22 protein-coding genes are annotated in these 25,677 nt (G+C 59.5%); 2 read left to right on the plus strand and 20 right to left on the minus strand.

Annotated features, from left to right (window positions below):
* The first annotated feature begins 344 nt into the window (after positions 1 to 344).
* The gene (locus tag BDD14_RS19790; RefSeq protein WP_130420494.1) at positions 345 to 809 is read left to right on the plus strand and encodes a PA2169 family four-helix-bundle protein; all 465 of its coding nucleotides are present in this window, start codon (positions 345 to 347) and stop codon (positions 807 to 809) included.
* A gap of 81 nt (positions 810 to 890) precedes the next feature.
* Here BDD14_RS19790 and BDD14_RS19795 read toward each other — a convergent pair whose 3' ends face one another.
* The 6 genes from BDD14_RS19795 to BDD14_RS19820 form a co-directional block, all read right to left on the minus strand.
* Positions 891 to 1,772: an undecaprenyl-diphosphate phosphatase gene (locus BDD14_RS19795; RefSeq protein WP_130420496.1), complete on the minus strand. Its 882-nt coding sequence runs from the start codon at positions 1,770 to 1,772 to the stop codon at positions 891 to 893.
* 42 nt (positions 1,773 to 1,814) lie between these two features.
* A complete protein-coding gene (locus BDD14_RS19800) occupies positions 1,815 to 2,288 on the minus strand; it encodes a GNAT family N-acetyltransferase (RefSeq protein WP_130420498.1) in 474 nt (157 codons plus the stop codon).
* Positions 2,269 to 3,279, minus strand: coding sequence for a hypothetical protein (locus BDD14_RS19805; protein ID WP_130420500.1), 1,011 nt, complete (start codon positions 3,277 to 3,279; stop codon positions 2,269 to 2,271). The genes BDD14_RS19800 and BDD14_RS19805 overlap by 20 nt, the downstream gene beginning before the upstream one ends.
* A gap of 58 nt (positions 3,280 to 3,337) precedes the next feature.
* The gene (locus BDD14_RS19810) at positions 3,338 to 4,369 is read right to left on the minus strand and encodes a threonine ammonia-lyase (protein ID WP_130420502.1); all 1,032 of its coding nucleotides are present in this window, start codon (positions 4,367 to 4,369) and stop codon (positions 3,338 to 3,340) included.
* A gap of 45 nt (positions 4,370 to 4,414) precedes the next feature.
* Positions 4,415 to 6,610 carry a patatin-like phospholipase family protein gene (locus BDD14_RS19815; RefSeq protein ID WP_165420170.1) on the minus strand — a complete coding sequence of 732 codons (2,196 nt, stop codon included), beginning with the start codon at positions 6,608 to 6,610 and terminating at the stop codon, positions 4,415 to 4,417.
* A gap of 266 nt (positions 6,611 to 6,876) precedes the next feature.
* Entirely contained in the window at positions 6,877 to 8,541 is a 1,665-nt protein-coding gene (locus BDD14_RS19820) for a ribonuclease J (RefSeq protein WP_130420506.1), read from the minus strand.
* A gap of 391 nt (positions 8,542 to 8,932) precedes the next feature.
* Between BDD14_RS19820 and BDD14_RS19825 the strand changes: the two genes are divergently transcribed.
* Positions 8,933 to 11,239, plus strand: a complete 2,307-nt coding sequence (locus tag BDD14_RS19825) for a TonB-dependent receptor (RefSeq protein ID WP_242618075.1) — start codon at positions 8,933 to 8,935, stop codon at positions 11,237 to 11,239.
* Positions 11,240 to 11,360: 121 nt separating this feature from the next.
* Here BDD14_RS19825 and BDD14_RS19830 read toward each other — a convergent pair whose 3' ends face one another.
* From BDD14_RS19830 to BDD14_RS19895, 14 genes are all read right to left on the minus strand, one after another.
* The gene (locus BDD14_RS19830; RefSeq protein WP_130420510.1) at positions 11,361 to 12,215 is read right to left on the minus strand and encodes a 2,3,4,5-tetrahydropyridine-2,6-dicarboxylate N-succinyltransferase; all 855 of its coding nucleotides are present in this window, start codon (positions 12,213 to 12,215) and stop codon (positions 11,361 to 11,363) included.
* 47 nt (positions 12,216 to 12,262) lie between these two features.
* Positions 12,263 to 13,183, minus strand: a complete 921-nt coding sequence (dapA, locus tag BDD14_RS19835; protein ID WP_130420512.1) for a 4-hydroxy-tetrahydrodipicolinate synthase — start codon at positions 13,181 to 13,183, stop codon at positions 12,263 to 12,265.
* A 131-nt stretch (positions 13,184 to 13,314) separates the two neighbouring features.
* Positions 13,315 to 14,577: a pyridoxal phosphate-dependent aminotransferase gene (locus BDD14_RS19840; protein WP_130420514.1), complete on the minus strand. Its 1,263-nt coding sequence runs from the start codon at positions 14,575 to 14,577 to the stop codon at positions 13,315 to 13,317.
* 497 nt (positions 14,578 to 15,074) lie between these two features.
* Positions 15,075 to 16,343, minus strand: coding sequence for an aminopeptidase (locus BDD14_RS19845; RefSeq protein ID WP_130420516.1), 1,269 nt, complete (start codon positions 16,341 to 16,343; stop codon positions 15,075 to 15,077).
* Between the two features lie 44 nt (positions 16,344 to 16,387).
* Positions 16,388 to 17,074 (minus strand): 4-hydroxy-tetrahydrodipicolinate reductase, encoded by a 687-nt coding sequence (gene dapB / locus BDD14_RS19850; RefSeq protein WP_130420518.1) that lies wholly within the window; start codon positions 17,072 to 17,074, stop codon positions 16,388 to 16,390.
* A gap of 12 nt (positions 17,075 to 17,086) precedes the next feature.
* A complete protein-coding gene (gene lysC, locus BDD14_RS19855) occupies positions 17,087 to 18,490 on the minus strand; it encodes a lysine-sensitive aspartokinase 3 (protein WP_130423394.1) in 1,404 nt (467 codons plus the stop codon).
* Positions 18,491 to 18,516: 26 nt separating this feature from the next.
* Complete coding sequence (gene asd / locus BDD14_RS19860; RefSeq protein ID WP_130420520.1) at positions 18,517 to 19,623, minus strand: aspartate-semialdehyde dehydrogenase; 1,107 nt, start codon at positions 19,621 to 19,623, stop codon at positions 18,517 to 18,519.
* A gap of 122 nt (positions 19,624 to 19,745) precedes the next feature.
* On the minus strand, positions 19,746 to 20,081 hold the full coding sequence (locus BDD14_RS19865) for a hypothetical protein (protein ID WP_242618076.1): 336 nt from the start codon (positions 20,079 to 20,081) through the stop codon (positions 19,746 to 19,748).
* Between the two features lie 11 nt (positions 20,082 to 20,092).
* Entirely contained in the window at positions 20,093 to 20,881 is a 789-nt protein-coding gene (locus BDD14_RS19870) for a carboxypeptidase regulatory-like domain-containing protein (protein WP_130420522.1), read from the minus strand.
* Between the two features lie 15 nt (positions 20,882 to 20,896).
* Positions 20,897 to 21,937, minus strand: coding sequence for an isocitrate/isopropylmalate dehydrogenase family protein (locus tag BDD14_RS19875; RefSeq protein WP_130420524.1), 1,041 nt, complete (start codon positions 21,935 to 21,937; stop codon positions 20,897 to 20,899).
* A 51-nt stretch (positions 21,938 to 21,988) separates the two neighbouring features.
* Positions 21,989 to 22,468, minus strand: a complete 480-nt coding sequence (nrdR, locus tag BDD14_RS19880) for a transcriptional regulator NrdR (RefSeq protein ID WP_130420526.1) — start codon at positions 22,466 to 22,468, stop codon at positions 21,989 to 21,991.
* 311 nt (positions 22,469 to 22,779) lie between these two features.
* Positions 22,780 to 23,829 (minus strand): lysylphosphatidylglycerol synthase transmembrane domain-containing protein, encoded by a 1,050-nt coding sequence (locus tag BDD14_RS19885; protein WP_130420528.1) that lies wholly within the window; start codon positions 23,827 to 23,829, stop codon positions 22,780 to 22,782.
* A 39-nt stretch (positions 23,830 to 23,868) separates the two neighbouring features.
* A complete protein-coding gene (locus BDD14_RS19890) occupies positions 23,869 to 24,630 on the minus strand; it encodes a lytic transglycosylase domain-containing protein (protein ID WP_130420530.1) in 762 nt (253 codons plus the stop codon).
* 36 nt (positions 24,631 to 24,666) lie between these two features.
* On the minus strand, positions 24,667 to 25,650 hold the full coding sequence (locus BDD14_RS19895; RefSeq protein ID WP_130420532.1) for an HAD-IIB family hydrolase: 984 nt from the start codon (positions 25,648 to 25,650) through the stop codon (positions 24,667 to 24,669).
* Positions 25,651 to 25,677 lie beyond the last annotated feature (27 nt).

Below are 25,677 nucleotides of genomic sequence, written 5' to 3' on the forward strand. Positions count from 1 at the left end.
CTCACATGCCGGCAGCCGAGCCTCTTCGTGCCGGCCGGTCGTAGCAGGTTCGCCACCGAGGCTGTAAACCACCAGAGCAGCTTCGATTATCCCAGACTGAATCAGCCAAAATGCGAAACAAAATCGAAAAACTGCCCGGCAGGTATCCGGATGCAAACCTCGGCCAAAAGCGCGCATCTATCCCTATAACTTCCCGCCGAATGAACTTCGGCGGCCCTTAGGATCCGGTTGGCAGGGGAGCGGGATTTTCGCGATTTCTCCTGCTTGCCGCCGGCGAAGGAGAATCGCTGATAGCCGGCGGACCCTGCTCAACTGGAACAAAATTTCGAAAAAGAGGTCTCCCGATGCCGACGGACGCTGACAAGCGTAATGAGTTGCACCTCGCGCTGCTATCTGTGATCAACACCCTTGTGGACGGGCAAAAGGGACTCGCCGACATAGGCGACCACCTTGAGGACCAGACCCTGAAGCGTTACTTCCTCGCGGAATCGTTGAAACGGGCCCGCTTTCGTGGGGATCTGGAGGAGGTTCTCCATCAAAATGGCTTTCACGACATAAAAGAATCGGGAACCACTGCCGGCACGATTCAGCGCGTCTGGGGAGATCTCAAAGCGAAGCTTGGCGGCGGAGATCACACCCTGCTTGCAACTGCGGAGGAGGGCGAAGACACCACGAAAGAGGCTTATGAGGATGTCTTGAAACATGATCTGCCCCTGCCGATTCGCCAGATTCTGGCGGAGCAGCAGGCTCACATTCTTACTTCCCATGACTATGTGAAGAGCCACCGCGACGCAGCGGTTACAAAGTAATCCTTACAGACAGGTCTTTGAGGGCACGTGCGAATTTACACCGCACGTGCCTTTGAGTTTTTGGGCCACTAGTATCCGCAACTAGTATCCAAGGTGGTGGAGATAAAACACCGCGCAAGACGCTGCCAGACAGTAGATCCCGAACAGATACCAGCGTCCTTCCTCAAGCCACGCGCTGAGCCACTTCAGGGCAATCAGCCCGGCGAAGAACGCCAGGACCATTCCGATCACGCTCGTCGCTACGCTGCTTTGCAGATCAATGTGCAACCCCCTGGCAGCCGCCTCGTGGGAGGCCTTCACGAGCCGCATTGCCTCGCGCAGGACAACGGGTGGCGTCAGAATGACTGCGAGCGCGAAACTGAATCGCTCCGCGCGGTCTTTGCCGGCCCCGGTCAGCATACCGGTCGAGATGGTTGCACCGGACCGCGAGAAGCCGCGGAAGGGAAGACAAAGTCCCTGCACAGCTCCCATCCATCCCGCCTGCCCCATGGTGACACTGTTTCCGTAGACCTGCGTTGCTGGAGCGCCTTTGCGTTCACGCAGTCCGGCGATGATGATCAGCACTCCTGCAGCAAGAAGCGCGGGGGCAATCAGATCCAGCCTTCCGAAGAGCTCTTCAATCTCAGCATTGGGCGCTCCGTGAAACATCGTCTTCTCGATCGCGGTCTTCAGGATGCCGCCGATCAGAACTGTGAGGACCGATGCCCAGGCAGCACGAACCACAAAACGCTTAAACGCATCCGCGCTTGAGAAGTAGGTTTTCTTCCACTGCTTCCAGAAATATGCAATCACCGCGAACATCGTGCCCGTGTGCAGCATGACCAGCAGCAGCGTCATCTGGGGAGAGGATGGATCAAGTCCCATCAGTTTCTCGGCGACAACAACGTGAGCAGAGCTGGAGACCGGCAGCAGTTCTGCGAGTCCCTGCACAATGGCGAGCACAACGACCTTCAAAATCGGCATAACTTTATGCTACATGTTTGCCTGAAAGTTCCTGTGAAGATGCTATCCGCCCTGAGTGGAGAGTACCTTTTCAAACACGGCGGAGGTCTTTGTCTGAACGAATCCCTCCCGCAGATAGAATCGGTGTGCCCGCTCGCGAGTCATCCTCGACGTCACCCTGAGCAGGGAGACTCCCCGTCGCTGGCTCCATCGTTCTGCCTCCGCGCACAATCGCCTCCCGATACCGACCGAGCGGACACCCTCCTTCACCACCAGACCGGTAATCAGGGTGTGGGGAGACGATTGCAGGTGTCGAACGACTTCCGCCTCAATCCACCCCACCACTTCATTCCCGAGACAGGCAACAAGGACCAGATGATGGTCGGGAAGCGGAAGCATTCCTTCGAGGCGTGCCTTCATCTCGCTCGTCGAGGTCTCGTACCCAAGCTCTCCGCTCAGCTTTGCCACCGCTTCTGCATCTTCGGCGGCAACCCCACGGAGGACCAACTCCTCGTCGTCAGTCGCGATCGTTTCCATAGATGGCGATCCCCTGTTTGACTTTGAAGGCGATGCTCACCGCACGGGCTGCAAAGTCTGTCTGCGGGAACTTCGCCTTCACCTCTGCGGCGAATGACTGGGTCTTCGCAGCGGCGTCGTCCGCCTTTTTCCTGTCTTCCTGGACTGCGTACATGGTCACGACAGTTGCTTCGCGGTAGACGGCGTTATACAGCGCCTCTGCGGTTCGCGGACCATCCGGGAACTGGTGCGCATACTTCTCGTAGAGTCCTGCTTCCATCTCCGGGCATTTGGGAAGACCCTGCCAGTCACCGCACAACTTGTTGTCGAGCATCTCGAACGCAGCCATCGCGGCATACTTGGATCCCGGGTAGTTTTTGATGATCTTCTTCATCTCACCCTCGAAGATTCGCGGCCGCAGGTTGGCATCCTGCTCCTTGGCGGAGGGCAGGGTGCTGATGTCCCGCTTCTCCAGTCGCCAGCGAATGTCTGCCGAGCGCCAGGCTGCCTCCGGTGCCAGCGTCGACTGCGGAAAATAATCAGACACCCGGCGATACAACAGGTGAGCCTCCATCGCCGCGTCTTTTGGAGCATTTGGCTTGGTAGCTGCGTCCTCAAGGTTCGCGGCGGCGCCGTACAGAATCACATCGCCCTCCGCGGTTGTTGGTCCAACCACACCTTTGTCGCGAATCCATCCGGAAGATGGTGTCGGTGCGGCGTCGTCCCCAAACTCCGGCTTGTCTTCAGGATCTTCCTGAACGTCGGTGTTCGCGAAGACCTTCACCCAGGGTGAACTGCGCTCCACCACAACGACTTCGTGGCCTGGAGCTACCATCGAGAGCCTCTGCGAGTTCGCATCCGCGGCTACATAAACGTTCGCTTCATGCAGCACGGTCGCGCGCGCGGCACGGTCGTAGCCAGATTCGTTCTTCGACTTCTGGGGCAATGCAGCCGGCGCTATCAGCAGCATGGCGGCACCCGTACCTATCCAACGCAACCATTCGTTTCGCATAGCCGACATCTTAGATCAGACGGTGCCGGTTTGCAGGGCGGGATCGTCGACGCAACACCTATACCGTTGGTGTCGATGCAATCTCGCTCTCCAGGCGCTCGCGCAGCGCGGGTTCGAGGTTTCCTCCGCTCAGCACCACTGCGACCTTGCGTGCCTCAGGAAGCTGGTGGGCATGAAACAGTGCCGCAGCCAGAGTCACAGCCCCGCTCGGCTCTGCAACCAGCTTCGTTGCCGTCAGAATCACGCGCATCGCCGCAAAGATCTCCTCCTCGGTTACGGTCACGATGCCGTCGACGTGGCGCAGGATATGCTCGAAGTTCAGTCTTCCGAGACTCTGGGTCCGCAGGCCATCGCCAATGGTGCGCACCGTCTTTTCGGCGGGCCACTCCACCAGGGTCTTTGAATAAAAACTCTCGCGTGCATCTGCGGCCAGCTCCGGCTCGGCTCCCCACACCTTCACGGTGGGAGATGCGAGGCCCGCTTCCGCCGCGAGCTTCACCGCCGTAGCGGTCCCACTCAAAAGGCCGCCGCCGCTTACCGGCGAGATCACCAGGTCCACATCGGGAAGCTGCTCCACGATCTCCAGCCCGCAGGTGCCCTGGCCAGCGATAATCTCCGGGGCATCGTACGGTGGAATCATCGCGTAGCCGAACTGCGCCACAAGCTCTTCGGCCCTGATCCGCCTCTCCGACGAGGCAGGTCCAACCTCGACGATCTCCGCACCCAAAGCCTTTGTAGCGGCTTTCTTTACCTCTGGAGCATTCGATGGCATCACGATCACGGCCTTCGCCCCCAGCGCTCTCGCTGCATAGGCGACCCCTTGCGCGTGATTGCCGCTGGAGTAAGTGATCACTCCGCGCGACCGTGCCTCGGGCGAAAGCTGCGAGACCATGTTGTACGCACCGCGCAGCTTGAAACTGCCGATGGGCTGTTCGCTCTCGGCCTTGATGTAGAGATCGAACACAGGCTCCGGCAGCTTCGACAGCTGAAGCCTGGCCCGTTCCACCCGATAGAGTGGCGTCCGTACCGCAACGCCGCTGATCCTCTCCTTCGCCGCCCGTATGTCATCCAGAGTTACAAACTCGCTCATAGACAGCATCATAAATCGCCGCACGGGAAGCTTTGGGAATAGAAGCTAGAAGACCCGGCCCACCGAGATAAGCCACTTGCGATGATCGCTGTCGCCGATACTAAGGCCGCCTGTCACCGGACCTATGAGTGTCTTGATCACGACAACAGCAGCCACGTCGTTCGGAGTGTGAGGAGTCTGTGCATTTCCGCCATACATCTTGCCGATCTCGTAGAACCCGCCGGCGTAGATTGCGTCTGCGAAGATTGGATTGAGCCTTGCCAGCAGGTGCAGATATCCAACCTGGCCCAGGAAGTAGTCTGTACCCAACAGCTCATTTCTCGCGTATGCGCTCAGCCGCAGGGGGCCGCCGAGTGTCAGCCCGGCCAATCCCAGATTACTGGCTCCAAAGCTGGTGCCCCCCAGGACTTGACCGACGAGAATACCCTTCGATCCGACCGGAATAAAGTGCTCCAGCCGTCCCGTCAGCTGGGAGTATCCTCCCGGACCATTCGGCCGTTTCGTGAAGTAGTTATAAGTTGTCGATACGACGCTGCCCGCCGAAGGCACCATCACGTCGTTTTGACCCAGGTACTGAAACCTGACGCGACTGACAAATGGGATCAGGCTGAACTCCTGCAGCCCATCCGTACCGATGGTGCGGTGCGTGTTAAACCACTGAACATCCTCGCCCACACGCAACTCCGTTCGCGAATTGAAGATGTAGCCAAGGTCTACGCCCAGTCCGTTTCGATTCTCCTTGTACTGCTCCTGCTGTTGACTCCCCTCATAGTATGGGTTGAGCTGGCGCGACAGATACGCGTGAGGCGACACAAAAGTGCGCGAACCGGCCTTGAGCGGCTTGAACAGCTCTCCAGTCAGACTTGCAGGTTGACCCAGCGTGCCGTCCAGTCTTAACTCCGAACCTGGTCCGGCAACGTTGAAGAAGGTCGCGCGCACGGCGATTCCCAGTTGGACGTTGTTGGCGTCGTTCGCGAAAATCGGAAACCCAAGATTCATGAACGGAGGCCCCCACGACTTATTCCGTGGGCGGATCAGAAGACCCACCTTACCGTCCCGTTCTGTCAGGTTGTAGTTGATTGTGGAGTAGAGTCCCGTTCCCTGCAGATCCGCAATAGTTTTTTCCATCGCGGCAGTATCGACAGGTTTCCCGACATACTTCAGAAACCGGACGTGGATATCGCTCTGCTGTGTGCCGCCCACTCCATAGACCTCGACAAATTGCGGGACAGGAATCTCTGTTCTGCGCCGAGACCTTCGCTCAGCCATGTAGGCCGCCCACTCGGTATCGTTCAGGGAATACTTCTTGAGCTCCGCATTTTCAAGCTCCGCAGCTTTATACCCCAGTGGAATGACCTCTTCGTTCTTTTGAAAATCGAGGGTTCCGATCTTGCTCACATCCGACGAGATAACGATGTCGGAGTTTTTAAGGCTGTTGATCTCATTCCTCGCAACCATAATGGAGAGGTTGCTTCCTACGACTCCCGTAAGCGACTCCAGGGATCCGGGTGTCGGCGGCCCCGTATTCAGGTACGACGAGATCACGACCTGGGCGCCCATCGATCGGGCGACATCCACGGGCAGGTTGTCGACCGCGCCTCCGTCAGAGTAGAACTCGTTGCCATGTTGAACCGGCGCGAACATCCCCGGGATGGACATCGTAGCTCGCAGCGCCTGAGAAAGCGATCCGTCTTGGAATACATGAGGCTCGCCCGTGTTTAGCTCCGTGGCGACACAGCGGAACGGAGTCGGCAGGTCGTCAAAGTTTTTCAGGTTCCAGTAAGGAAGCATCACTCGATCGAAGAGCAATCCCACCGCTGCTCCTGAATTCAGAGCACTGGGCAGTACCAGGCCATGTCTAAGGCCGAACTCAAGCCGGTTGGGATACGCAAGCTTGTCCTCTTTGCGCCGGTAGCTCAGCGCGGGGAAGGGCACCTGCCCGCTCAGAACCGCAGGCCAGTCAATCCCCTTCACAAAGCTTTTGATCTCGTCCGGCTCCAGCCCTGAGGCATACAGGCCTCCCACGAGGCCTCCCATACTGGTCCCGGCCACGTAATCGACCGGAATGTGATGGTCCTCCATCCACTCGATCACGCCGATGTGAGCGAATCCCATGGCGCCGCCGCCCTCGAGCACCAGCCCAATCTTTGGCCTGCCTTCCGCTGAATGTGCTCGGGCAGGCCTGGTCTGCTGCCCAGGCGTAGGGTGCTGCTGAGCTGACACAGCCTCCGGAGTTGCCATCGCTCCTGCGAAGACCAGAGCTAGGCCGCGGCAAAATGCGAAACTCAACATGCAATCACCCTGTTTTCATCCGCTCGCTGTCTTCGGGTATCACTGGAATATTCCCGTTTTGCTGCATTTTTCCCACGGAACTCCGGAACCAGTGATCATATTACGCCCCACATCCACGTTTCCTTCCTCTCCGTACCGCGGGCGGTACCCTATCTCCAAATAGAAAGAGCGTCCCGTAGGACGCTCTTTTGCCGCACCCAACGGATCCGGGCCGGTCAGATTTCGAGGATCACCGGCATGATCAAAGGACGGCGGCTCATGCTCTTCTGGATAAATCGCTTCAGGTCGGTGCGGATCTTCTCCTTGACGACCCCGTAGTCTGCCTTCTCTTCGTTCGACGATCCGTCGAGGGTGCGTTGAACTACCTGTCTGGCCTCGGCGATCAGGCCCTCTTCCGGCACCGCCATCCCGCGCATCACGATCTCCGGCAGGTTCTCAAGCCTTCCTGTGCCCTTATTGATCGCGATGATCGGTAGCACGATACCGTCTTCACTCAGGTGCCTCCGGTCACGGATCACCAGGTCCTCCACCACATCGGAGGCAGCACCGCCTGAATCGATGCAGACCCTGCCTACGGTTACGTTTCCGGTCTTTGTCGCCGAGTTTCTGTCCAGCTCGAGGACTTCGCCGTCCTCCATCAGGATGGCCTTCTCGACCAGGCCCATGGACGAGGCCAACTCCACATGCCGCTTCAGATGGCGATAGTCCCCATGGATCGGGACAAAGAACTTCGGACGGACGAGGTTGATCATCAGTCGCAGCTCTTCCTGGCTGCCGTGTCCGCTCACATGGATCAGCCCCGCTGTGCCGTCGTCGTAGATCACCGTGGCGTCGCGCCGCTCCAGGTGGTCGATCACCCGATAGATCGACTTCTCGTTGCCGGGAATCACGCGCGAGCTCATCAGCACGGTATCGCCCGCGTCGATACGGGCAAACTTGTGGTTGTTCACCGCCGCCCGGCTCAACGCACTCATCGGCTCGCCCTGGGTTCCGCTGATCATGATGCACAGCTTCTCCGGGGGGAAGTCCTTGATCTGTCCGGGATGAATCAGCAGGCCAGGAGCAGGCTCCAGATACCCGAGGTCCTGCGCGATCTCGGTCGAGTTATCCAGGGACCGCCCGATGATCGCAATCTTTCGTCCATGCTCTGCTGCCAGCTCCATCGCCAGCCGAATCCTGTGGATCGACGACGAGAAGCAGCTGAAGAACAGCTTCTTCTTAGTCTGCCCAAAGATCTCATTCAGACGTGGCCGTACAGCTTTTTCGCTTGGCGTGTATCCACGGCGGTCCACGTTGGTGGAGTCCTGCAGCAAGGCCAGAACACCCTGCTTGCCCAGCTCGGCAAACGCCTGCAGATCAAATGGCTGCCCGTCTGTTGGCGACAGATCCACCTTGAAGTCGCCCGTGTGCAGCACGACCCCCACCGGCGTGTGAATCGCGAGCGCCACGCAGTCCACCAGCGAGTGCGTCACTCGAATCGGCATGATCGAGAATGGTCCCAGCGTCAGTCGGTGCCCTGGGATGATCTCGTTCAGCTCCGCATCGTCCAGCAGGTTATGCTCTTCGAGCTTGCCCTCTACGAAGGCCAGCGTGAACTCTGTGCCGTAGACCGGAACGTTCAGCTCCGAGAGAATCCACGGCAGACCGCCGATGTGATCCTCATGCCCGTGAGTCAGAACGATACCGCGAACCTTGTCGCGGTTCTCCGTCAGATAACTGATATCCGGGACAACGATGTCCACTCCCAGCAGCTCTTCTTCGGGGAACATCAGTCCGGCGTCGATGACTAAAATGTCATCCTGCCAGCGGAGGGCCATGCAGTTCATTCCGAACTCACCCAGCCCACCCAGCGGAATCAGCTTCAACTTGTCTTGTGCCATGAAGTTTCTATCTTAGCATCGGCAATCTATCCCCTTTAGAAACAGCGATTGTCGATGGACCTTCTCGTTCCCCAGATTCAACCCTTTCCACCTAGATCCGCGCCTTTCACTTCAGTCGATGCGATACCAGGCTGTCGAGTGATGAAGGAATGACTTTTGGGTGACAAACCCTAAACAATTCAAGCCTATGGACTCATATAAGACTGATTCAGTCGTATTTAATTCAGATCATATGAGTCGGATTTGCGCCCTCGCAAGAACCGAACTCCTTGGAACTTTTATGGCTCAAACATTTGCGACGATTTGTATGCGATTTTTCCTTTGCTTTCCGCTCTCTTTGACTCTTCTCTTGATCTTCTCTGGAGATTCGTTCGCCTTTGCTCAAGCGGCCATGGCTGATGGTCGGGTGGTCGATCCTTCTGGCGCTGCGGTGATTCATGCGAAGGTGACGCTTATGAATAGCGAAGACCATGTGCCGATCTCCACCGTTACCAGCGACTCCGGTTCCTATCATTTTCAGTCGATAACACCCGCGCTCTATTCGCTGACGGTAGAAGCAGATGGGTTCGCCCGCTATCAGCAGACGGAGATCAACATCACGCGTGGACGTCCTGAAATCCTCGATGTACGGCTGCAGATGGAATCAGCATCCCAGTCCGTCACCGTACGGGTCGATGAGCTGTCTCTGCAGCAGATTCCAACCGTTGGCAAGACGGAGACGAAGCTCGAGGACATGCCGATCAGCGTCCAGATCATCGGTCGCGATCTCATGAGCGCTCAGGGCGACGTCGAGCTGAAGGATGCGATTCGCAACTCCAGCGGCGTAGTTCAGGGTGGCAGTGATGGCTTTGGTTTTGGAGACCGCTTCCAGATTCGCGGACTCGAAGCGAGAATTTACAACGATGGATTCTCCGACGGCGACGAGCGCAACGGAATTCCCCACTCCCTCAATGGTGTCGAACGGGTCGAGGTCCTCGAGGGCCCCGGTTCTTCGCTGTTCGGCAGTGGGCCTCCGGGCGGAACGATCGATGTCGTGCACTTTGTGCCATCCCCTTTGCTCAGCTACGGCGGAACCTTCCAGTCCGGCTCATTCGGTCTGTTCTCCGGGAACGGCTACATCACCGGGCCGACCATTGTGCATAATCTCAACTATCAGCTCGATGGTTTGGCGCAACACGAGGATGGCTTCCGTTCGCTCGGCAGCGCGGACTATGAGCTTCGGCCTGTGCTGAGCTGGGCCTCGAGAAAGAATCTCTTCAGCTTTGTCGCCGATGCGAGGGAACTGCGGGCGACACCCGACCCCGCAGGGCTGATCTATCTCAACGGGCAGCCGATTACAAGCGTCTCACGGGAGGCCAAGTACTCCACGCCGTTCAGTGTCGGCGATCAGAGTCTGGCAAGGGTCACCCTCTCCGATGTATGGCAAGCCAGATCTAATCTGACCGTGACCAATCGTTTCTCTTACATGTACCGCAATCTTTGGATTCTGAGGAACGGTGATGGAGGCACGGTCACTGGCATGGTCTTCAGTGGAAGACAGCTGAGAAAACAGCATGATCTTCTCAGTGACTTCGACTATGAAGCGGAACCTGTTTGGATCTTCCGGACCGGCAGGATTCGCCATACCCTGCTGACGGGTTTTGAAGCGCAGCATCAGAGTGTAACGGCGAATCGTGCAACCGCCGATCTGAATAACATCACGAACATCTTTGCGCCGGTTGTTCCGGAGACATCGACCGATGGCCTCGTCTTTCTTCAGGATGCAAAGCACTCTGGTTTCCTCGACGATCTCAGCGCGAACTACTTCGGTCTCTATGCAACCGACCAGATCGATGTGACCCAGCGATTGAAAGTACGCATTGGTGGTCGCCAGGACTGGTGGGATACCAGGCTTGCACCCCAGGTCTTTGTCCCGGGTCGAATCCTGTCAGGCAATGCTCTTATAGAGCCTCCGAATGTTTACACGAGAGACGACTCCCCCTTCAGCTGGAATGCGGGCGCAGTCTACCGCATCCTTCCTGGCGTCTCTCCCTTTTTCGGAGTGGCGCGGAGCAATCTGGTGAACTTCAACTCAGAGGCTACGCAGAATGGTGTTCAGGCGCCGGAGTCAGGGCTGCAGTATGAGGCAGGCGTCAAAGTCTCCGCCCTCGACAACCATCTGATGTTTACGGCGGCGGGATTTGATGTGAAGCGCAACAACGTCTTCACCCTTGTGGGAGACGTACCTGTCTTCAACGACCAGAAGACGCAGGGCGGGGAAGCGAACCTTCAGCTTCTCTTGGGGCGCAGATGGAATATCACGGCCAACGCAACCGGGCAGCATGCCTCTCTCACAGACAATCCTTCCAATCCCGCTGCGACCGGCAAACGTCCCGTCGGTGTGCCGCAGCATATCTTCAACCTCTGGACCACGTACGATCTCAAATTCGCGGGCATCCGTGGCTTCAGAATCGGCGGAGGAGTGACGAACCGTGACCGGATGTACGGCGACTTGCTCAACACGAAGTTCATCCCGTCGTTTACAACCGCGGATGCGGTCCTGTCGTATGCAGTACCGAGATGGAATGCTACGTTCGGGGTTCGCAATCTTGCCGACACAAGATACTTTGTCGCTGCCAATGGTGCAGGAGGATTTGTCGGCGACGCACGCTCAGTCTTCGGTTCCCTTCGATGGACCTTCGGTTCCCGCCACGAATAGGGTGAGAGCTGTTGAGCCGCAGGGAGATGCAGGTCGGAAAGTCACGAATTTCATCTGCGCAAAGAAATGCCTGGCGAAGTGAAGAACTTCGCCAGGCCTTCTTCAGCCGCCTAGATGGATATCAGCGAAGAATATCTTCGAGCACGAGCGAAAGCTCGGTCTTCTCGTCCCGGTACTTCACAATGACTGGGGCCGCGATGCTCAATCCCCACTCCGCGCCCTTACCGTTCCTAATGGTCCGCGAACCCGGCACAACCACCGCGCCCTCGGGAATCACCAGCGGCGACTCCGCCGTCGCCTTGTAAACCTCGCCCTTCACCAGGTCGTACACCGGCGTACCGCGCGTCAGCACGGTTCCAGCGGCGATGACCGCGCGCTTCCGAACAATCGTCCCTTCGTATACGCCTGTATTCCCCCCGACTAGAGCATCGTCCTCGATGATTACCGGGCTCGCATTCACAGGCTCCAGCACGCCGCCAATCTGCGCCGCCGCGCTCAGGTGCACGCGCTTGCCAATCTGCGCACAGCTTCCTACGAGAGCGTGCGAATCCACCATCGTGCCTTCATCGACGTATGCGCCCACATTCACATAGGCAGGCGGCATCACCACAACGCCCTTGGACAGGTATGCCCCGCTCCGCACACTCGATCCGCCGGGAACAACGCGCACGCCATCGGCCACCGCAAACCGTCGCGCCGGATACGTCGCCTTATCGACGAACCTGGAACCGTCCGGACATCCCATCTCCACCATCTGGCCCAGCCGGAATCCAAGCAGAATCCCGCGTTTCACCCACGCGTTCACCCGCCAGCCGAGTGGCGTGGAAGCATCAGGCTCTGCCGAGCGCAGGGAACCTGCCTCGAGCGCTCCTCGCAGCGCCAGAAATGCTGCCTCTGCGTCCTTGTTTCCAATCGCCTCCGCGCCCTGCGCGAACCAATGTTCAACCCTCTCCTGCAACGAACCGTTCAAGCTCACCTGTCACCTTTTCTCTTTGAAGTCTGTTCTTACGGCGTAGCGCCCTTCTACGAAACGCGCCGTGAATCACCTTGCGCCGCAACCGGATGCAGCAGCCCCAGCTCTTCAACCAGTGCCTCCAGCCGCTTCCGCCCCGCATCGCTCACCGGCACCATCGGCAGCCGCAACACATCCTCGCCGCGGCCGATCATCCTCAGCACAGCCTTCACCGGAGCAGGGCTTGGCTCCCAGAAGTGAGCCAGCATCAATCGGAAGTAGCGCCGATTGATATTCCGCGCCTTCTCCCAGTCGCCTGCCAATGCCGATCGCACCATCGCCGACATCTCCGCAGGAATCACATTCGACGCCACCGAAACCAGCCCCGCGCCACCGAGTGCGATGAGCGGCAGAGCCACCGAGTCGTCTCCGGCGAAAACCTTGAAGCCCTGCGGGGCCGTCGTCAGCAGTTCCGTAATCTGTGAAATATTCCCGCTCGACTCTTTGATTCCGATAACGTTCGGAAGCTCCGCCAGCCGGAGTACCGTAGCAGGTTCCAGGTTCACGCCTGTGCGCCCAGGAATGTTGTACAGCAGCACCGGAAGGTCTACAGCCTCCGCAATCGCGCGAAAGTGCTGGTACTGGCCCTCTTGCCCGGGCTTGTTGTAGTACGGATTTGCGGTCAGGACGCCCGAAAGTCCAGACACCTGTGCCAGCTTCTTCGCCTTGGCGACTGCCTCGTGAGTGGAATTGTTGGTGCACCCGCCAAAGACCGGAACTCGCCCGGCCGCAGTCTCTACAACAACTTCCACTACCCGCAGCCACTCCTGCTCGCTCAGCGTCGCCGCCTCGCCGGTCGTGCCGCATGGAACCAGGAAGCTAATGCCGCTCTCAATCTGCCATTCGACCAGAGCGCGCAGCCCGGCCTCGTCCACGCTCGAGTCCCCGCGGAAGGGAGTCACCAGCGCCGTTCCACAACCCATCAATTCCATAATGAATGCAAGTTTACCGCGTAGCAGCTGACCTTGGATCAGGCATCAGTCCCCCCCGCTCAAATCTTTCGCGACAACAAAGCACCCCGGCGCATTGCCGGGGTGCTTTTGGTTACCGACCTGCCAGTCCGTTAGCCGCGATACAGCTCCGAAGGAACGTGATACTCCGGCATGAAAAGCGACGCGCCATTCACCGTGCCCGGGGCCGTGTCCATGCACTTCACGAACGCCGTCTGGAACTTCGCCATCTCCTGCTTGGTTCCAACCGTAACGCGAACGTAGTTCGGCATCGCCGGCCACGAACGGCCAATCGCGATATTCTCCTTGATCATCGCTGCCTGGAAGTCCCGGCCCGGCCTCTTCACGTCGATCATGAAGAAGTTCGCCTGCGATCCCGGAAGCACCTTGTAGTTGTGCTTCTCGAGGAACTCAAGCGTCTCCGCCCGAACATCCGCATTGATCTTACGGCGCAGCGGAACCAGCTCTTTATCCTGCAGGCTGGCACGGGCAGCAGCCGAACTCGTAATCGAGATGCTGGCAAGGCTGCGGGCCGGGGCCGCAACCGTCGTGAACTTCGCCAGCAGATCGGGCCGCGCAACCGCGACACCTGCCCGAAGACCCGCCATACCGTAGATCTTCGAGAAGGTCCGCAGGACGATGATGTCCTTGTCCGCCGCAACCTGGTCGATCACCGAATCCTGCTCCGAGAAGTGGTGATAGGCCTCGTCCACGATGACCACCGAACCCGCCGGCTTGTTGGCCAGCAGCCACAGGATGTCCTCACGCGGCGTAATCGTTCCGGTCGGATTGTTGGGATTCACGATGTAGTAAGCACCAGGCGAAGGATGCGCCTTCACCATCGCCTTTACGTCATGCGCAAACGCAGCATTCAACGGAACCGGAACCTTCGGAGCTTTCATCGTCTCGGCGGCGCGGAAGCCCTGCTCGTAGCTCGGGTCGCCATAGACGAGCGGCTTGTCCGGTCCGATGTTCGACATCAGGGCCAGGTCCAGCGGACCGCCCGATCCAGGGGTCAAAGCAACATAGCCCGGCTTCAGGCCGAACAGATCGTTGAAGACCGCAACCGTCTTCATCGTCTCTTCCTGGTGGTAGCGGCCTCCCAGGGGTGCCGTCTCGCCGATTGCCGAAAGCGCCGACTGCGCCGGTCCCAGAGGATTCTCGTTGGAACTGATGATGACGGTGTCGCGATTGAGATTGCGCGTCATGCCCGCAGCGCCGCCGAAGCCGCGGCTAGCGCCGGGGCCCTGTGCCGGAGCGCCCGCCGCCTGCTGGACCGCAGCAAGAGCCGGAAACGAGGTAGCCGCGGCCGAGGCTGCCCCGAGAATTCGCATAAAGGACCTGCGCGAAACACCTGTGTGAATGCTGGAACTCATAAGGCTTCCTCCGAACGCGCTTAGCGCGAGATATATCGATTTGGGTAAAAGAATGCGACGACGCAACGACGGGAAGTCGTGCGACAAGGCCAAGATCGTAAATCGAACTTGCCCTGCGGAGCATCGCGGCTCACGCAGAAACTACGATGTGGTGGGGTTCACGGATACTGACGCATCAACTCCGTGATGAGTTTCAATGTACAGCGAAAATCGACTCAGTGCACAAAAATACTTCCTGCCCGGATAAAAAATCTTAAATTTTCACCGAATATAAGGCGCACAAACAGCAAAAAAACAATCTGCCATGCCGCGAACGCAATCCGTCATTCTGAGCGAAGCGAAGAATCCCTGTATTTTCCCTTGCAGCCGATGCTCTCAAAGAACTGAAGTCGCCATGCCTGCGCCGAGCAGATGCATGGGCAAAAAAGCAAATGCCCGACGCATTCTGCCGGGCATTGCCTTACAAGCTGTCACTCTGGAGCCCACCGTGGTGATCCCTAGACCCACGCACCTTTGCGCATGAGCGGCTCAGCCGTTCCGTCAACGTGGATGCCGTCCACATCCATATCCGCCGATCCGATCATCCAATCGACGTGAATCAGGCTCTCGTTCGCGCCCAGCGAAGCCAGTTGGGCCGAGTCCATCTTCTCCCCGCCAATCAGGCACGTCGAATACGCCTGTCCCAGCGCAATATGACTGGCCGCGTTCTCGTCGAACAGCGTATTCCAGAACAGGATCCCGCTCTGCGCAATCGGTGAGTTATGAGGCACCAGCGCCACCTCGCCCAGTCTCCGTGCGCCCTCGTCGGTCGAGATCAGCCGGTTCAGAACGTCCTCGCCCGCCGTAGCCGTAGCCTCGACGATCTTTCCGCCTTCGAAACGCACAGCGATGTTCTCAATCAAAGTGCCCTGGTGCGACAACGGCTTCGACGCTCGCACCGTGCCATCCACACGATCCTTATGCGGAGTCGTGAAGCACTCCTCGGTCGGAATATTGGGCTGGCAATAGATCCCGTTTCCTGCCGTCGTCCCGCCACCGGCCCACAGGTGATCGTCGGCCAGACCCACCTTCAGATCGGTGCCTGCGCCCTTGAAGTGCAGGGCAGAGAAGCGCTTCGCGTTCAGCATGTCCACGCGCTTTTTCAAGCGTTCGCCGTGCTGCTTCCACTCCGTGACAGGATCTTCCACGTTCACTCGTGAGGACGCAAAGATTGCCTCCCACAGCTTCGCAACCGCGGTCTCCACGGGCTCATCGGGAAAGACCAGCTTCGCCCAGTCCGGTGTCGCTGCGGCTACGATCGTCCAGTTGATCTCGTGCCGTGTAATCAGCTCCATCGCCGGCTTGCCGGCCTTCGAAGCCGCCACATTGGCGCGGGCTACCTTCGCCGGATCCTGCTTGGCCAGCAGCGCCGGATTCGCACCCGCAATCGCCAATCGCGCCGCTCCGCTACGGAAGCCGTTTGCGATCCCGTCCTGCAGCCATGTCGGCGCATAGTCGAAGCTCGCATCCGGCGCATGCTGGAATCGCGCCAGCGCGCTCGCATCATCGCCATAGAACGTCGTCACCAGCTTCGCGCCAGCCCTATAGGCCTGTTCGGTGATTTTGCGCGCCAGTGGCAGAGCATCCATCGGGGCCGACATAATCAGCTCCTGCCCCTCTTTCAATCCCAGCCCGACCTTGACGGCAACCTCCGCCAGCCGGTCCAGCTTCTCATCCAGTGTCAGTTCGCTAAACGGTGTAGCCTTGACTGCCTCAGCAACGCTCATGATGTTTCCTCACTTCGTTAGACGCGTCCAGCCCGCCTGTGGATCTACATCTGCGTGTAGATCTCCTGGAAGTCGTAGCAGCCCTTGCGTGTTGAGAGCCACTCGGCGGCGCGCACCGCGCCCTCCGCAAATCCCCGCCGCGAGTGCGCCTCGTGGGTCAGCACCAGTTTGTCGGCGGCGCTCTTTGCCTGGAGCACATGCAGGCCGGCGGCATCTCCCATTCGATGCGCTTTGATCGGAACCTCCGCCAGGCCTGCCGCCGATTTCACGACGTTAGCAAGTGTCAATGCCGTTCCCGAAGGGGAGTCGAGCTTCGTCACGTGATGCGTCTCTTCGATCGAAAACTCGTACCCCGCGTTCTTCAGCAGCTCGCCCATTCGCTTTGCCATCTGCAGCATCACCTGCACGCCGACCGAGAAGTTCGTACCGTAAACCAGTCCGGCTTCCTTACGCTCCACCAAACCACGCGCATCCGCCAGCCTGTGATACCACCCCGTCGTACCGACCACCATCCTCGCGCCCGTTGCCAGCACCGCGCGCATGTTCTGCACCACCGCCTCGGGGGCGGTGAAGTCGATCACGACATCAAAACCGGCGACAAATGGAGGCGTCAAAGCCGAGGCGTTGGGATTCTCCTTCGCATCCAGCACATGAACGCTGTGCCCACGTTCGGCCGCCACCTCGGCCACCAGCTTTCCCGTCTTGCCATGCCCCAAAACCAGTACGCGCATTGCGATTCCTTCCTAAGCTCTACTTGTTGCAGGCACCCGCGCATCTACATCGAAGATCGTCTCATCGGGATTGGCAAAGAAATACTTGTGCAGGCTGCGCACGGCCTCCTCCACGTCCTCCTCGTCGATCATGAAGCTCATGTTGATCTCGCTGGCGCCCTGCGAGATCATCCGCAGATTCACATGACTTACCGCGGTGAAGACCTGCGCGGCGATACCGTTGTGACCGCGAATATCCTCGCCCACCATGCAGATCAGGGCCTTCTTGCCCTCCATCTTCACATCGGCGATCTTCGAAAGCTCCTCGCAGATCTCCGGCAGCCGCTCGTTCGAATCCACGCTCAGCGAGATGCTCACCTCGCTGGTCGAAACCATGTCGATCACGCACTTGTACTTGTCGAAGACATCGAATACAGCCTTCAGATATCCGTGCGACATCAGCATGCGACTCGCGACGATATCGATGATCGTCAGCTTCTTCTTCGCCGCAATGCACTTGAAGGGGCTCTTGCACTTCGGCGCTACCGCCGTAATCTTCGTACCTTCATTCTCCGCGTTGCGCGAGTTCAGCACCCACACCGGAATGCTCTTCTGTACCGCCGGAAGAATCGTCGCCGGGTGCAGCACCTTCGCGCCGAAGTAGGCAAGCTCCGCCGCCTCTTCAAAGCTGATCGACTTCACCCGCAGCGCGTCCGGGCAGATCCGCGGATCGGTCGTCATGATGCCGTTCACGTCCGTCCAGATCTCAATCGCGCCCGCATGCAGACCGCCGCCAACCAGCGCAGCCGTGTAGTCGCTGCCGCCGCGTCCCAGGGTCGTGGTAATCCCCGCGACGGTCGACCCGATAAAGCCGCCCATCACTGGTGTCTTGCCCGCTTCGATCAGCGGCAGCACCAGCTCTGTCAGCTTTGCCTCGATCGCAGCCTCCTGCGGAGCCGCCTTGCCGTAGTTCGCATCCGTGATGATGCAGGTGCGTGCATCGACGTGCGTTCCGTTCAGACCGCGCTGATCGAAAGCAGCAGCAACCATGCGGCTCGAGAGTCTCTCCCCGAAGCTCACCACCAGGTCGCTCGTTCTCGCGGTCAGCTCCCCGACGGCAGCAATGCCACGCAGCAAATCGTCCAGAGCGTCGAACTCCTGGTGGACCGCCGTCTGCAACGCCGGAAATCGCTGTTCGTCCAGCAGCTCGGTCGCCGTATCGATGTGCCGGTTCCGCAGCCGCGAGCTGATCGCTAACGCTCCGGACTTGTCTCCACGGCCCGCCGCTGCAGCAGCCGCCAAAAGCTGATCGGTCACCTTCGCCATCGCCGAGACCACGACGATCGCTTCCAGCCCTTTCTTTCGTCGTCCGCCGACGATCGCCGCCGTCCGGTCCATCGCCTTCGCATCTTCGACCGAGGTTCCGCCGAACTTCATCACTACAAGCTGTTCCCGCGCTGTACTCAAGCCAGCACCGCCTGCCCCTGCGCTGCTCCCGTAGGAACTCCCAGCTTATCCAGCTTGCCCATCCGTGCCAGTACCTCTGCGTTCAACAGCGCCGCGCCTGCAGCACCGCGAATCGTATTGTGCGACAGCACCACAAACTTCCAATCCAGCAGCGAGCACTCGCGCAGCCGTCCGACCGTCGCCGCCATGCCGTTGCCACGCATCCGGTCCAGCTTTGGCTGCGGACGATCCACAGCCGCATCAAACTCCACCGGGAACTCGGGAGCCGTCGGCAGACCTTCACCGCGCAGCGGAGCGAACTCGCTCCACGCTGCCAGAATCTCTTCCCGGGTCGCCTTCTTGCGGAACTTGATGCTCACGCACTCGGTATGGCCATCTTCCACGGCCACGCGGTTACAGTGCGCGCTCACCTTCGCATCCAGCATGGCAACGCTGTCGCCGCTCAGATGACCCAGCAGCTTGCCGACCTCTTCCTGCATCTTCTCTTCTTCGTTCTTGATGAAGGGAACGACATTGCCCAGAATGTCCAGCGAAGGCACGCCCGGATATCCCGCGCCGCTCACCGCCTGCATCGTCGAAACGAACAGGCTCTCGATCCCGAATCTCTCCTCCAGGGGCTTCAGCGCCAGCACCAGCCCAATGGCCGAACAGTTAGGGTTTGTCACGATAAACCCACCGCTCTCCCGCCGCCAGCTCTGCGCCTCGATCAGAGGCAGATGGCTCGCGTTCACCTCCGGCACCACCAGCGGAACATCAGCCACCATGCGGAACGCGCTCGAGTTCGAGATCACCGCGCAACCGGCCGCCGCAAACTTCGGCTCCAGTTCGCGCGCGATATCCGCATCCAGCGCGGCGAAGATGATTTTCGGCAGCTCGCCCTCGCAAAGCTCCGGCACATTCGGCTGCACCTTCATTGCCGCGATGGTTGCTGGCAACGCAGTGTCCAGCTTCCACTTGCAGGCCTCTCCATACGTCTTGCCCGCGCTGCGGTCGCTCGCCGCAAGCCACGTAATCTCAAACCAGGGGTGATTGTGCAGAAGCTGAATGAATCGCTGACCGACCATGCCGGTCGCGCCAAGAATACCAACCCGTCGCCGTTCCATAGTCTTTTAAGAATAGCGCGGCATGTCGCTTGCGTCACGGAATGGCCGCAAAACCAACGTTCTGAGGGCCGAAATTCTCGCACTCCCGACTCTCAATCGTCCCCAGCTCGCTCCCAACTTGCTCACAGATCGCCCCGACGGCTCCGATAAGTATGGCCACCACCTAGCCAAACCAGGATCGCGACAATCAGATGGATCACGAACCACAGGCTCAGCCCTTGATCCAGGTAGATCAGATAAAGCACAAGTGCGCGAGGTAGAAGGATGGCAAAGATCAGCGGAATCCATCCCAAAAGATGAAAGGGAATGAGGATTCCCTGCAGCCACGCCACCACCAGCGAGACACGCGGAAGAAAAAGCGCGAAGACCAGAAACCAGAAGGGAAGCCGATGTGAGACCAGCGCCAGGCTGAATCCGTGTCCCACCATCTCCTGCCACACGACCGCCGCCATCCCCATCCGCGCTCCCCCTATTTTCTCGAGTAAGTAAACACAGCCTTCGCACTCTCCTTCGATGCAATTTTTATCGTGATCGTCTGCTCGCCCATCTTTTCGTGTACGGCCGCCAACGTATACGTCCCAGGTGGCAGGCCCTTGATCTCGAAGTGTCCCTCTGCATCCGTCACCGCAAAAAACGGAGTCGCCGAGACGTTGATGAACGCATTCATCCACGGGTGGTTGTTGCATCGCACCGGCATCATCGCCTCCGGTGTGTCGAACTTCTTCCTCTCCGGTGCGCCCTTCGGTCCTTGCGACACATCCACCGCAGGATTGCTCTGCGGCATCGTGTGGATGTTGTGCATCGTTCCGTCGGAATTGCGGAACTCCACCGTGCCGCCCGTCATTACCGCTACGACGTGCGGTACATATCGGCAGCCTTTCTGATCCAGCACCACAGGAGCCGTCAGGACCTGCCCCGTCATCATCGCAGCCGGTGGCCCGTTCTTGACGTACACATACACATTCGCGAGGTTCCCGTCGTGCACCACGAACTGCTCGGCGAGGTTCTCGCCGCCCGTAGCGGAGCAGACCGGGTCCTGGCTCATGTCGATCTTCAGACGCTCCGGAGGCCTTCCGGCAAAGTGAACCGTACCCTCCAGCGTTCCCGTCGTCGCCGGATCGATAGGAACGCCCGAGCCGGCCGCGGCTGCCGGGCCGGGCTTAGCGCCCTCTGCGGGCGCGGCCTCGTTCCGTCCCGACTTGCATCCCGCAAGCCCTGCCGCAATCGCGACCGTCAGCGTCCAGCCAAAGACCCTCATTCCGCTCCTCCGTCACTACACTGCTGCGGGAGAAGCCATTGCCTCCAGCACCGCATCCGCGAACTCCTTGGTCCCACTCTGGCCACCCACGTCGCGAGTCAGCGTCTTGCCCTCGCGATACACCTGCTCGATTGCCGTCTGCACCAGCTCAGCGGTCGCACGCTCGTTGATGTGGTGCAGCATCAGCACCGCCGACTGCACCAGCGCCGTCGGGTTCGCCATGTCCTTGCCCGCGATGTCGGGAGCCGACCCATGCACCGCCTCGAAGATCGAGCACTCGTGGCCCAGGTTCGCTCCGGGCACCAGACCCAGGCCGCCGACAAATGCGCTGCACAGATCGCTCAGGATGTCGCCGTACAGGTTCTCGGTCAGCAGAATGTCGTACTGGTAAGGATTCAGCACCAGCTGCATGCAGGTGTTATCGACGATGTGTTCCTGGTACTCGACCTCGGGAAATCCCTCGCCCACCCTGCGGCAGCAGCGCAGAAACAGGCCGTCGGACAGCTTCATGATGTTCGCCTTGTGAATCGCATGAATCTTCTTCCGTCCATGCTTGCGCGCATAGTCGAAGGCGAACTGTGCAATCCGCGTCGAGCCCTTGTCCGTAATAATCTTCAGCGACTGCACCACTCCGGGCACAATCTCGTGCTCCAGCCCCGAGTACAGGTCTTCGGTGTTCTCGCGAACGATCACCAGGTCAATGTCTGGATACTTTGTCGCCAACCCGGGTAGGTTCTTCACCGGACGAAAGTTCGCAAACAGGTCGAATTTCTTTCGCAGCGTGACATTGATCGATGAAAATCCTCCACCGATGGGAGTCGTTACCGGGCCTTTCAACGCAACCCGGTTCTGCTCGATCGACTCGTACAGCGCCTTCGGAATGTACTCCCGCGTCTGCTCGAAGGCTTCGGCGCCAGCGGCAAAGCGGTGCCACTCAAAACCCACCCCCGTGGCCGCTCCCGCAACCTCTAAGATCTTTACAGTTGCGGCAGAAACCTCCGGTCCAATGCCATCGCCCGGAATCAACGTAATCTTGTGTGTTCTCTCGACTGCCATTCTCTTCAGCTCTCTCTTCCCGTGGTTCTCGAAATCTCGATCAGGAGATCTCTATCTCTTTTTTTTCTGGTCTTTGCCACTTCCGCTCAGAAGCTGCTCCAGCTCCTGCTTGAACTCGCTTACGTCCTTGAAGTCCCGGTACACGCTGGCGAAGCGGATATACGCAACCGTGTCGATCTCCTTCAGGCGCGACATAATCAGCTCGCCCACCTCCGAGGTCGATCGCTCACGCTCCGGCGAATCCACCACGTAGGCTTCCGTCTCATCCACAATCTGCTCCAGCTTCACCGCGGAGACCGGCCTCTTCTCGCAGGCATGCAGCAAGCCGCTCAGGATCTTCTGCCGGTCGAACTTCTCCCTGCGGCCGTCCTTCTTCACCACCATGTATGGGATTTCGTCGATGCGCTCGTATGTGGTGAACCGCTTATTGCAGCCTTCACACTCGCGCCTGCGGCGGATCGAGTCCGCCTCCTTGCTCTCTCGCGAATCGACCACTCGATCCTGGGTAAAACCGCAGTAAGGACACTTCATTGGGTTATTTCGATTCTAGCAGCGCATCATTGGAAGCGCCGTCATGCCTCGCGTGGAAGTGCTGTCCTTCTGAGCGTGGAACTGCCATCAGTCTCCGCGTGAAAGCGCCGTCAGTCCCCGCGAGGAGTGCCGTCAGTCCCGCGTGGCGTGCCATCCTTCTGAACGTGGAACTGCCGTCATTCTGAGCGCAGCGAAGAATCTCAGTATTTCGCTCGCAGAGCCACAGCAGCCTGAGCTTCCAGCCATCACGGGTGTCCGTCATTCGACGCGAGGCATGCAAGTGGGCCAATCGCGCAAGGAGCGATCGGCGGCTACTCCTGCACCGCCTCAGCCTCTTTCCCCGCCTCTTCACTCTCCGACGTAATCTTCCTCAGACTCACCTGTTCCAGCTGAGCGCAAATCAATCCCGCAGGAATAATGCATAGGAAGGTCACCACCAGAAGCAAAGCCCCGCAGGCCGTCGCCGCTTCTATCGGCGCGCCGTAGAAGGTGTGCATTGCCGCTGCTGTCACTGCAATCTGCGTGAACCACCCCACAATCGGCAGTTGTAGCAGGCTTCCGCCAAGGCTCGCCGCCATCAGCAGCATCGCGCGCGAAAACGAAAGCTGTCCCAGCTCCGGCGTCTCCACAAACGCGTGCGCCGTCTGCACATACGCCGAGGCGATCATTCCCCACATCAGAAGAGAGATTCCCGCTACTACGGCAAACTCACGCCAGCTCTTCAGCGCATTCAGACCGTCCCGGAAGCCGGCAATCTTCTCCGCTATGCTCTCGGCCACCGGCTTCGACAGCGGACTCAGCACGGTTCGCGCAAACCCGGCCACTGCGCCGCCCGCCACCCGCACCACGCCGGCAAACACGGCAATCGCCAACGTAATCGCCAGGCTCCCGATGCCGGTCCGCATAAAGACCTGCTGATGCGGCATATCCTTCGGCATAAACGCCAGCGCCGTCGAGAAGATCATCGCCGCCGCACCCAGGTCGAACATCCGCTCAAGCGTATACACCGCAATCTGCGAGCTCAGCGGAAGGCCGATCTTCCGTGCTACCAGGTAGGGCCGTGTCAGATCGGCCAGCCTTCCAAACAGCGCGACCGCCGTAAACCCAATGAACTGCGGTCCAACTAAAGCCGTAGCCTTTACCTCTTTCGTCGGCCGCACCAGCACGCTCCAGCGGAACGCCCGTAGCCAGTACGTCGCATAGATCAAGACGATTGCCGCAATCGCATGACCGACATGAATGTGTCGGAGGTGCTCCCAGAAGTTTGCCCAGTCGAAATGAATCCGGTCGCGATAGACGAAGACGATCGCCGCGAGCACGAGAACCAGAACAGCCCACAGCACTCCACTTCGTTTCTTCATGGAAGATCGCCCGCCTCGCTTTAAAATAATCCGTCGTTTTTACTTCGCTTGCGCGACCTGTTGCCCCGAACCAGCCATCCGCTTGCGGCGGTTGAACTCGCGGATCACCCGTGCCACGTAAGCCCGTGTCTCCCGGTACGGAGGCACGCCATGATACCGATCCACCGCCGCCGGACCGGCGTTATAAGCCGCCAGCGCCAGTGCCACGTTGTTGTTGTAGCGAGTCAATAACTGGTCCAGATACGCTGTTCCTCCGGCGATATTCTCCTCCGGCTGAAACGCATCTTCGACTCCCAGCTCTCCCGCCGTCTTCGGCATCAGCTGCATCAACCCCTGGGCACCCACTCGCGAGACGGCTCTCACTTGCCCGCCGCTCTCAGCCTTCACCACGCTGGCCAGAAGATCCGCATCGATGTTGTGCTCACCTCCGGCATTGGCCAGCATCGTATGCATCTCCTCGCGCGTCAGAACCGATGCTGCAGCGGCATGCTGCTTCGCCGGTTCACGATGAGCAGGCATAACGTCCGCAACCACAGGTGGATCCGGGATGATCTCTACCCGCACCACCGCATCTGCCGCCACATCCATATAATTCGCGCCCGAACCCTCTGCCGCGCCTCGATTCGTGGAATCTGCAGACGTGAAATACAGTCGCATGTGATCTCCACGCATCTCCCGTCGAGCACAGTCAAGCTCAAACCCATTCTTCAGCGTCACATGCTCCGCCGCACGTGCCAGCGGACACACAATCGCGGCAAGCACGATTAACGCTCCTCGCCGCCTGCCCGCACTCAACAGCATTCTCATCTCCAAAAGCCTACCACCGTCAGAAGATTGCTAACGTGCCGCCGAGAGCGCCGTGTGCCGCTCCCCGGCTAACGCTGCCTCAACGGCCACCGCCACGCCATCCTCCAGGTGATGTCCGCCGACCACCCACCCTCGTGCAACCCCCACCTTCTTCAGGTCTTCCGGAGCATTCGCCATCAACACCGAGCTCCCCGCCGCCTCCAGCATCGAGATGTCGTTCCAGTTATCCCCGATCGCCAGAATCTCCTCCCTCGCGACTCCACGCTCCGTCGCCAGATCCATCAGGGCCCGTCCCTTGCTGCATCCCGCAGGCAGCACGTCCACGATGCTCAGGTCCCGCTCCGGATACTCCGTGCGATGCAGCGCCGCCTCCGCCACGGGCCGCACCTCTCCCGCTCCGCGCCGAACCTCGGCTCTTCTCAGCGGCTCCAGCCCTACGCCCAGCACCTTCGGGTCCGTCAGAAGCCTGGCCTCCGCCTCCCGCATTCTCCCAATGGTGCCGCACAGCATCATCTGGATCAAACCCTCGCGCCCCAGCGCATCCTCCATCGGAACCACGCGCTCGATGTAAGGCTCATTCGCCGCCATCCACCGCCCAATGCTGCCCTTCAACTCCTCCGTCTCCTCGACCACCAGTGCCCCGTGCGTGTCCTCGCCATCCGGCTGCACCCGGTCGAAAGTAATCAGCAGCGACCGCCGAAACTCCCCCATGTGCCCCACCAGCCACTCCGCCGTCGACCGCTGCAACAGCGTCCGTTCCAGCAACCGCGCTCCAAGCGTCCGCACGACCGCGCCGTTCGAGCTGATTAACCCATTCTCCTCACGCAGCCCCAGCCCCCGCAGCACCCGCATGGCATAGCTGTGCCTCCGCCCGGTCGCGACGACCACCTCAACTCCCGCCTGCTCAGCCGTCTTCAGGGCAGCCAGATTTCTCGCGCTCACCTGTCCGTCCGCGCCCAGCAGCGTCCCGTCCATATCCACTGCGATCATGCGCACCCAGCTGTTCTTGCTCATAGCCTCATTCTCTCATCGCGTCCGCCG

Origin of the sequence: Edaphobacter modestus (assembly GCF_004217555.1) — a bacterium.
Taxonomy (GTDB): domain Bacteria; phylum Acidobacteriota; class Terriglobia; order Terriglobales; family Acidobacteriaceae; genus Edaphobacter; species Edaphobacter modestus.

What these genes read in the sequence shown, in the direction of transcription:
- BDD14_RS19790 (WP_130420494.1), top strand. Translation starts at nt 345, where the DNA reads ATGCCGACGGACGCTGACAAGCGTAATGAGTTGCACCTCGCGCTGCTA.
- BDD14_RS19795 (WP_130420496.1), bottom strand. Translation starts at nt 1,772, where the DNA reads ATGCCGATTTTGAAGGTCGTTGTGCTCGCCATTGTGCAGGGACTCGCA.
- BDD14_RS19800 (WP_130420498.1), bottom strand. Translation starts at nt 2,288, where the DNA reads ATGGAAACGATCGCGACTGACGACGAGGAGTTGGTCCTCCGTGGGGTT.
- BDD14_RS19805 (WP_130420500.1), bottom strand. Translation starts at nt 3,279, where the DNA reads ATGCGAAACGAATGGTTGCGTTGGATAGGTACGGGTGCCGCCATGCTG.
- BDD14_RS19810 (WP_130420502.1), bottom strand. Translation starts at nt 4,369, where the DNA reads ATGAGCGAGTTTGTAACTCTGGATGACATACGGGCGGCGAAGGAGAGG.
- BDD14_RS19815 (WP_165420170.1), bottom strand. Translation starts at nt 6,610, where the DNA reads ATGGCAACTCCGGAGGCTGTGTCAGCTCAGCAGCACCCTACGCCTGGG.
- BDD14_RS19820 (WP_130420506.1), bottom strand. Translation starts at nt 8,541, where the DNA reads ATGGCACAAGACAAGTTGAAGCTGATTCCGCTGGGTGGGCTGGGTGAG.
- BDD14_RS19825 (WP_242618075.1), top strand. Translation starts at nt 8,933, where the DNA reads ATGGCTGATGGTCGGGTGGTCGATCCTTCTGGCGCTGCGGTGATTCAT.
- dapA (WP_130420512.1), bottom strand. Translation starts at nt 13,183, where the DNA reads ATGGAATTGATGGGTTGTGGAACGGCGCTGGTGACTCCCTTCCGCGGG.
- BDD14_RS19840 (WP_130420514.1), bottom strand. Translation starts at nt 14,577, where the DNA reads ATGAGTTCCAGCATTCACACAGGTGTTTCGCGCAGGTCCTTTATGCGA.
- BDD14_RS19845 (WP_130420516.1), bottom strand. Translation starts at nt 16,343, where the DNA reads ATGAGCGTTGCTGAGGCAGTCAAGGCTACACCGTTTAGCGAACTGACA.
- dapB (WP_130420518.1), bottom strand. Translation starts at nt 17,074, where the DNA reads ATGCGCGTACTGGTTTTGGGGCATGGCAAGACGGGAAAGCTGGTGGCC.
- lysC (WP_130423394.1), bottom strand. Translation starts at nt 18,490, where the DNA reads ATGAAGTTCGGCGGAACCTCGGTCGAAGATGCGAAGGCGATGGACCGG.
- asd (WP_130420520.1), bottom strand. Translation starts at nt 19,623, where the DNA reads ATGGAACGGCGACGGGTTGGTATTCTTGGCGCGACCGGCATGGTCGGT.
- BDD14_RS19865 (WP_242618076.1), bottom strand. Translation starts at nt 20,081, where the DNA reads ATGGGGATGGCGGCGGTCGTGTGGCAGGAGATGGTGGGACACGGATTC.
- BDD14_RS19870 (WP_130420522.1), bottom strand. Translation starts at nt 20,881, where the DNA reads ATGAGGGTCTTTGGCTGGACGCTGACGGTCGCGATTGCGGCAGGGCTT.
- BDD14_RS19875 (WP_130420524.1), bottom strand. Translation starts at nt 21,937, where the DNA reads ATGGCAGTCGAGAGAACACACAAGATTACGTTGATTCCGGGCGATGGC.
- nrdR (WP_130420526.1), bottom strand. Translation starts at nt 22,468, where the DNA reads ATGAAGTGTCCTTACTGCGGTTTTACCCAGGATCGAGTGGTCGATTCG.
- BDD14_RS19885 (WP_130420528.1), bottom strand. Translation starts at nt 23,829, where the DNA reads ATGAAGAAACGAAGTGGAGTGCTGTGGGCTGTTCTGGTTCTCGTGCTC.
- BDD14_RS19890 (WP_130420530.1), bottom strand. Translation starts at nt 24,630, where the DNA reads ATGCTGTTGAGTGCGGGCAGGCGGCGAGGAGCGTTAATCGTGCTTGCC.
- BDD14_RS19895 (WP_130420532.1), bottom strand. Translation starts at nt 25,650, where the DNA reads ATGAGCAAGAACAGCTGGGTGCGCATGATCGCAGTGGATATGGACGGG.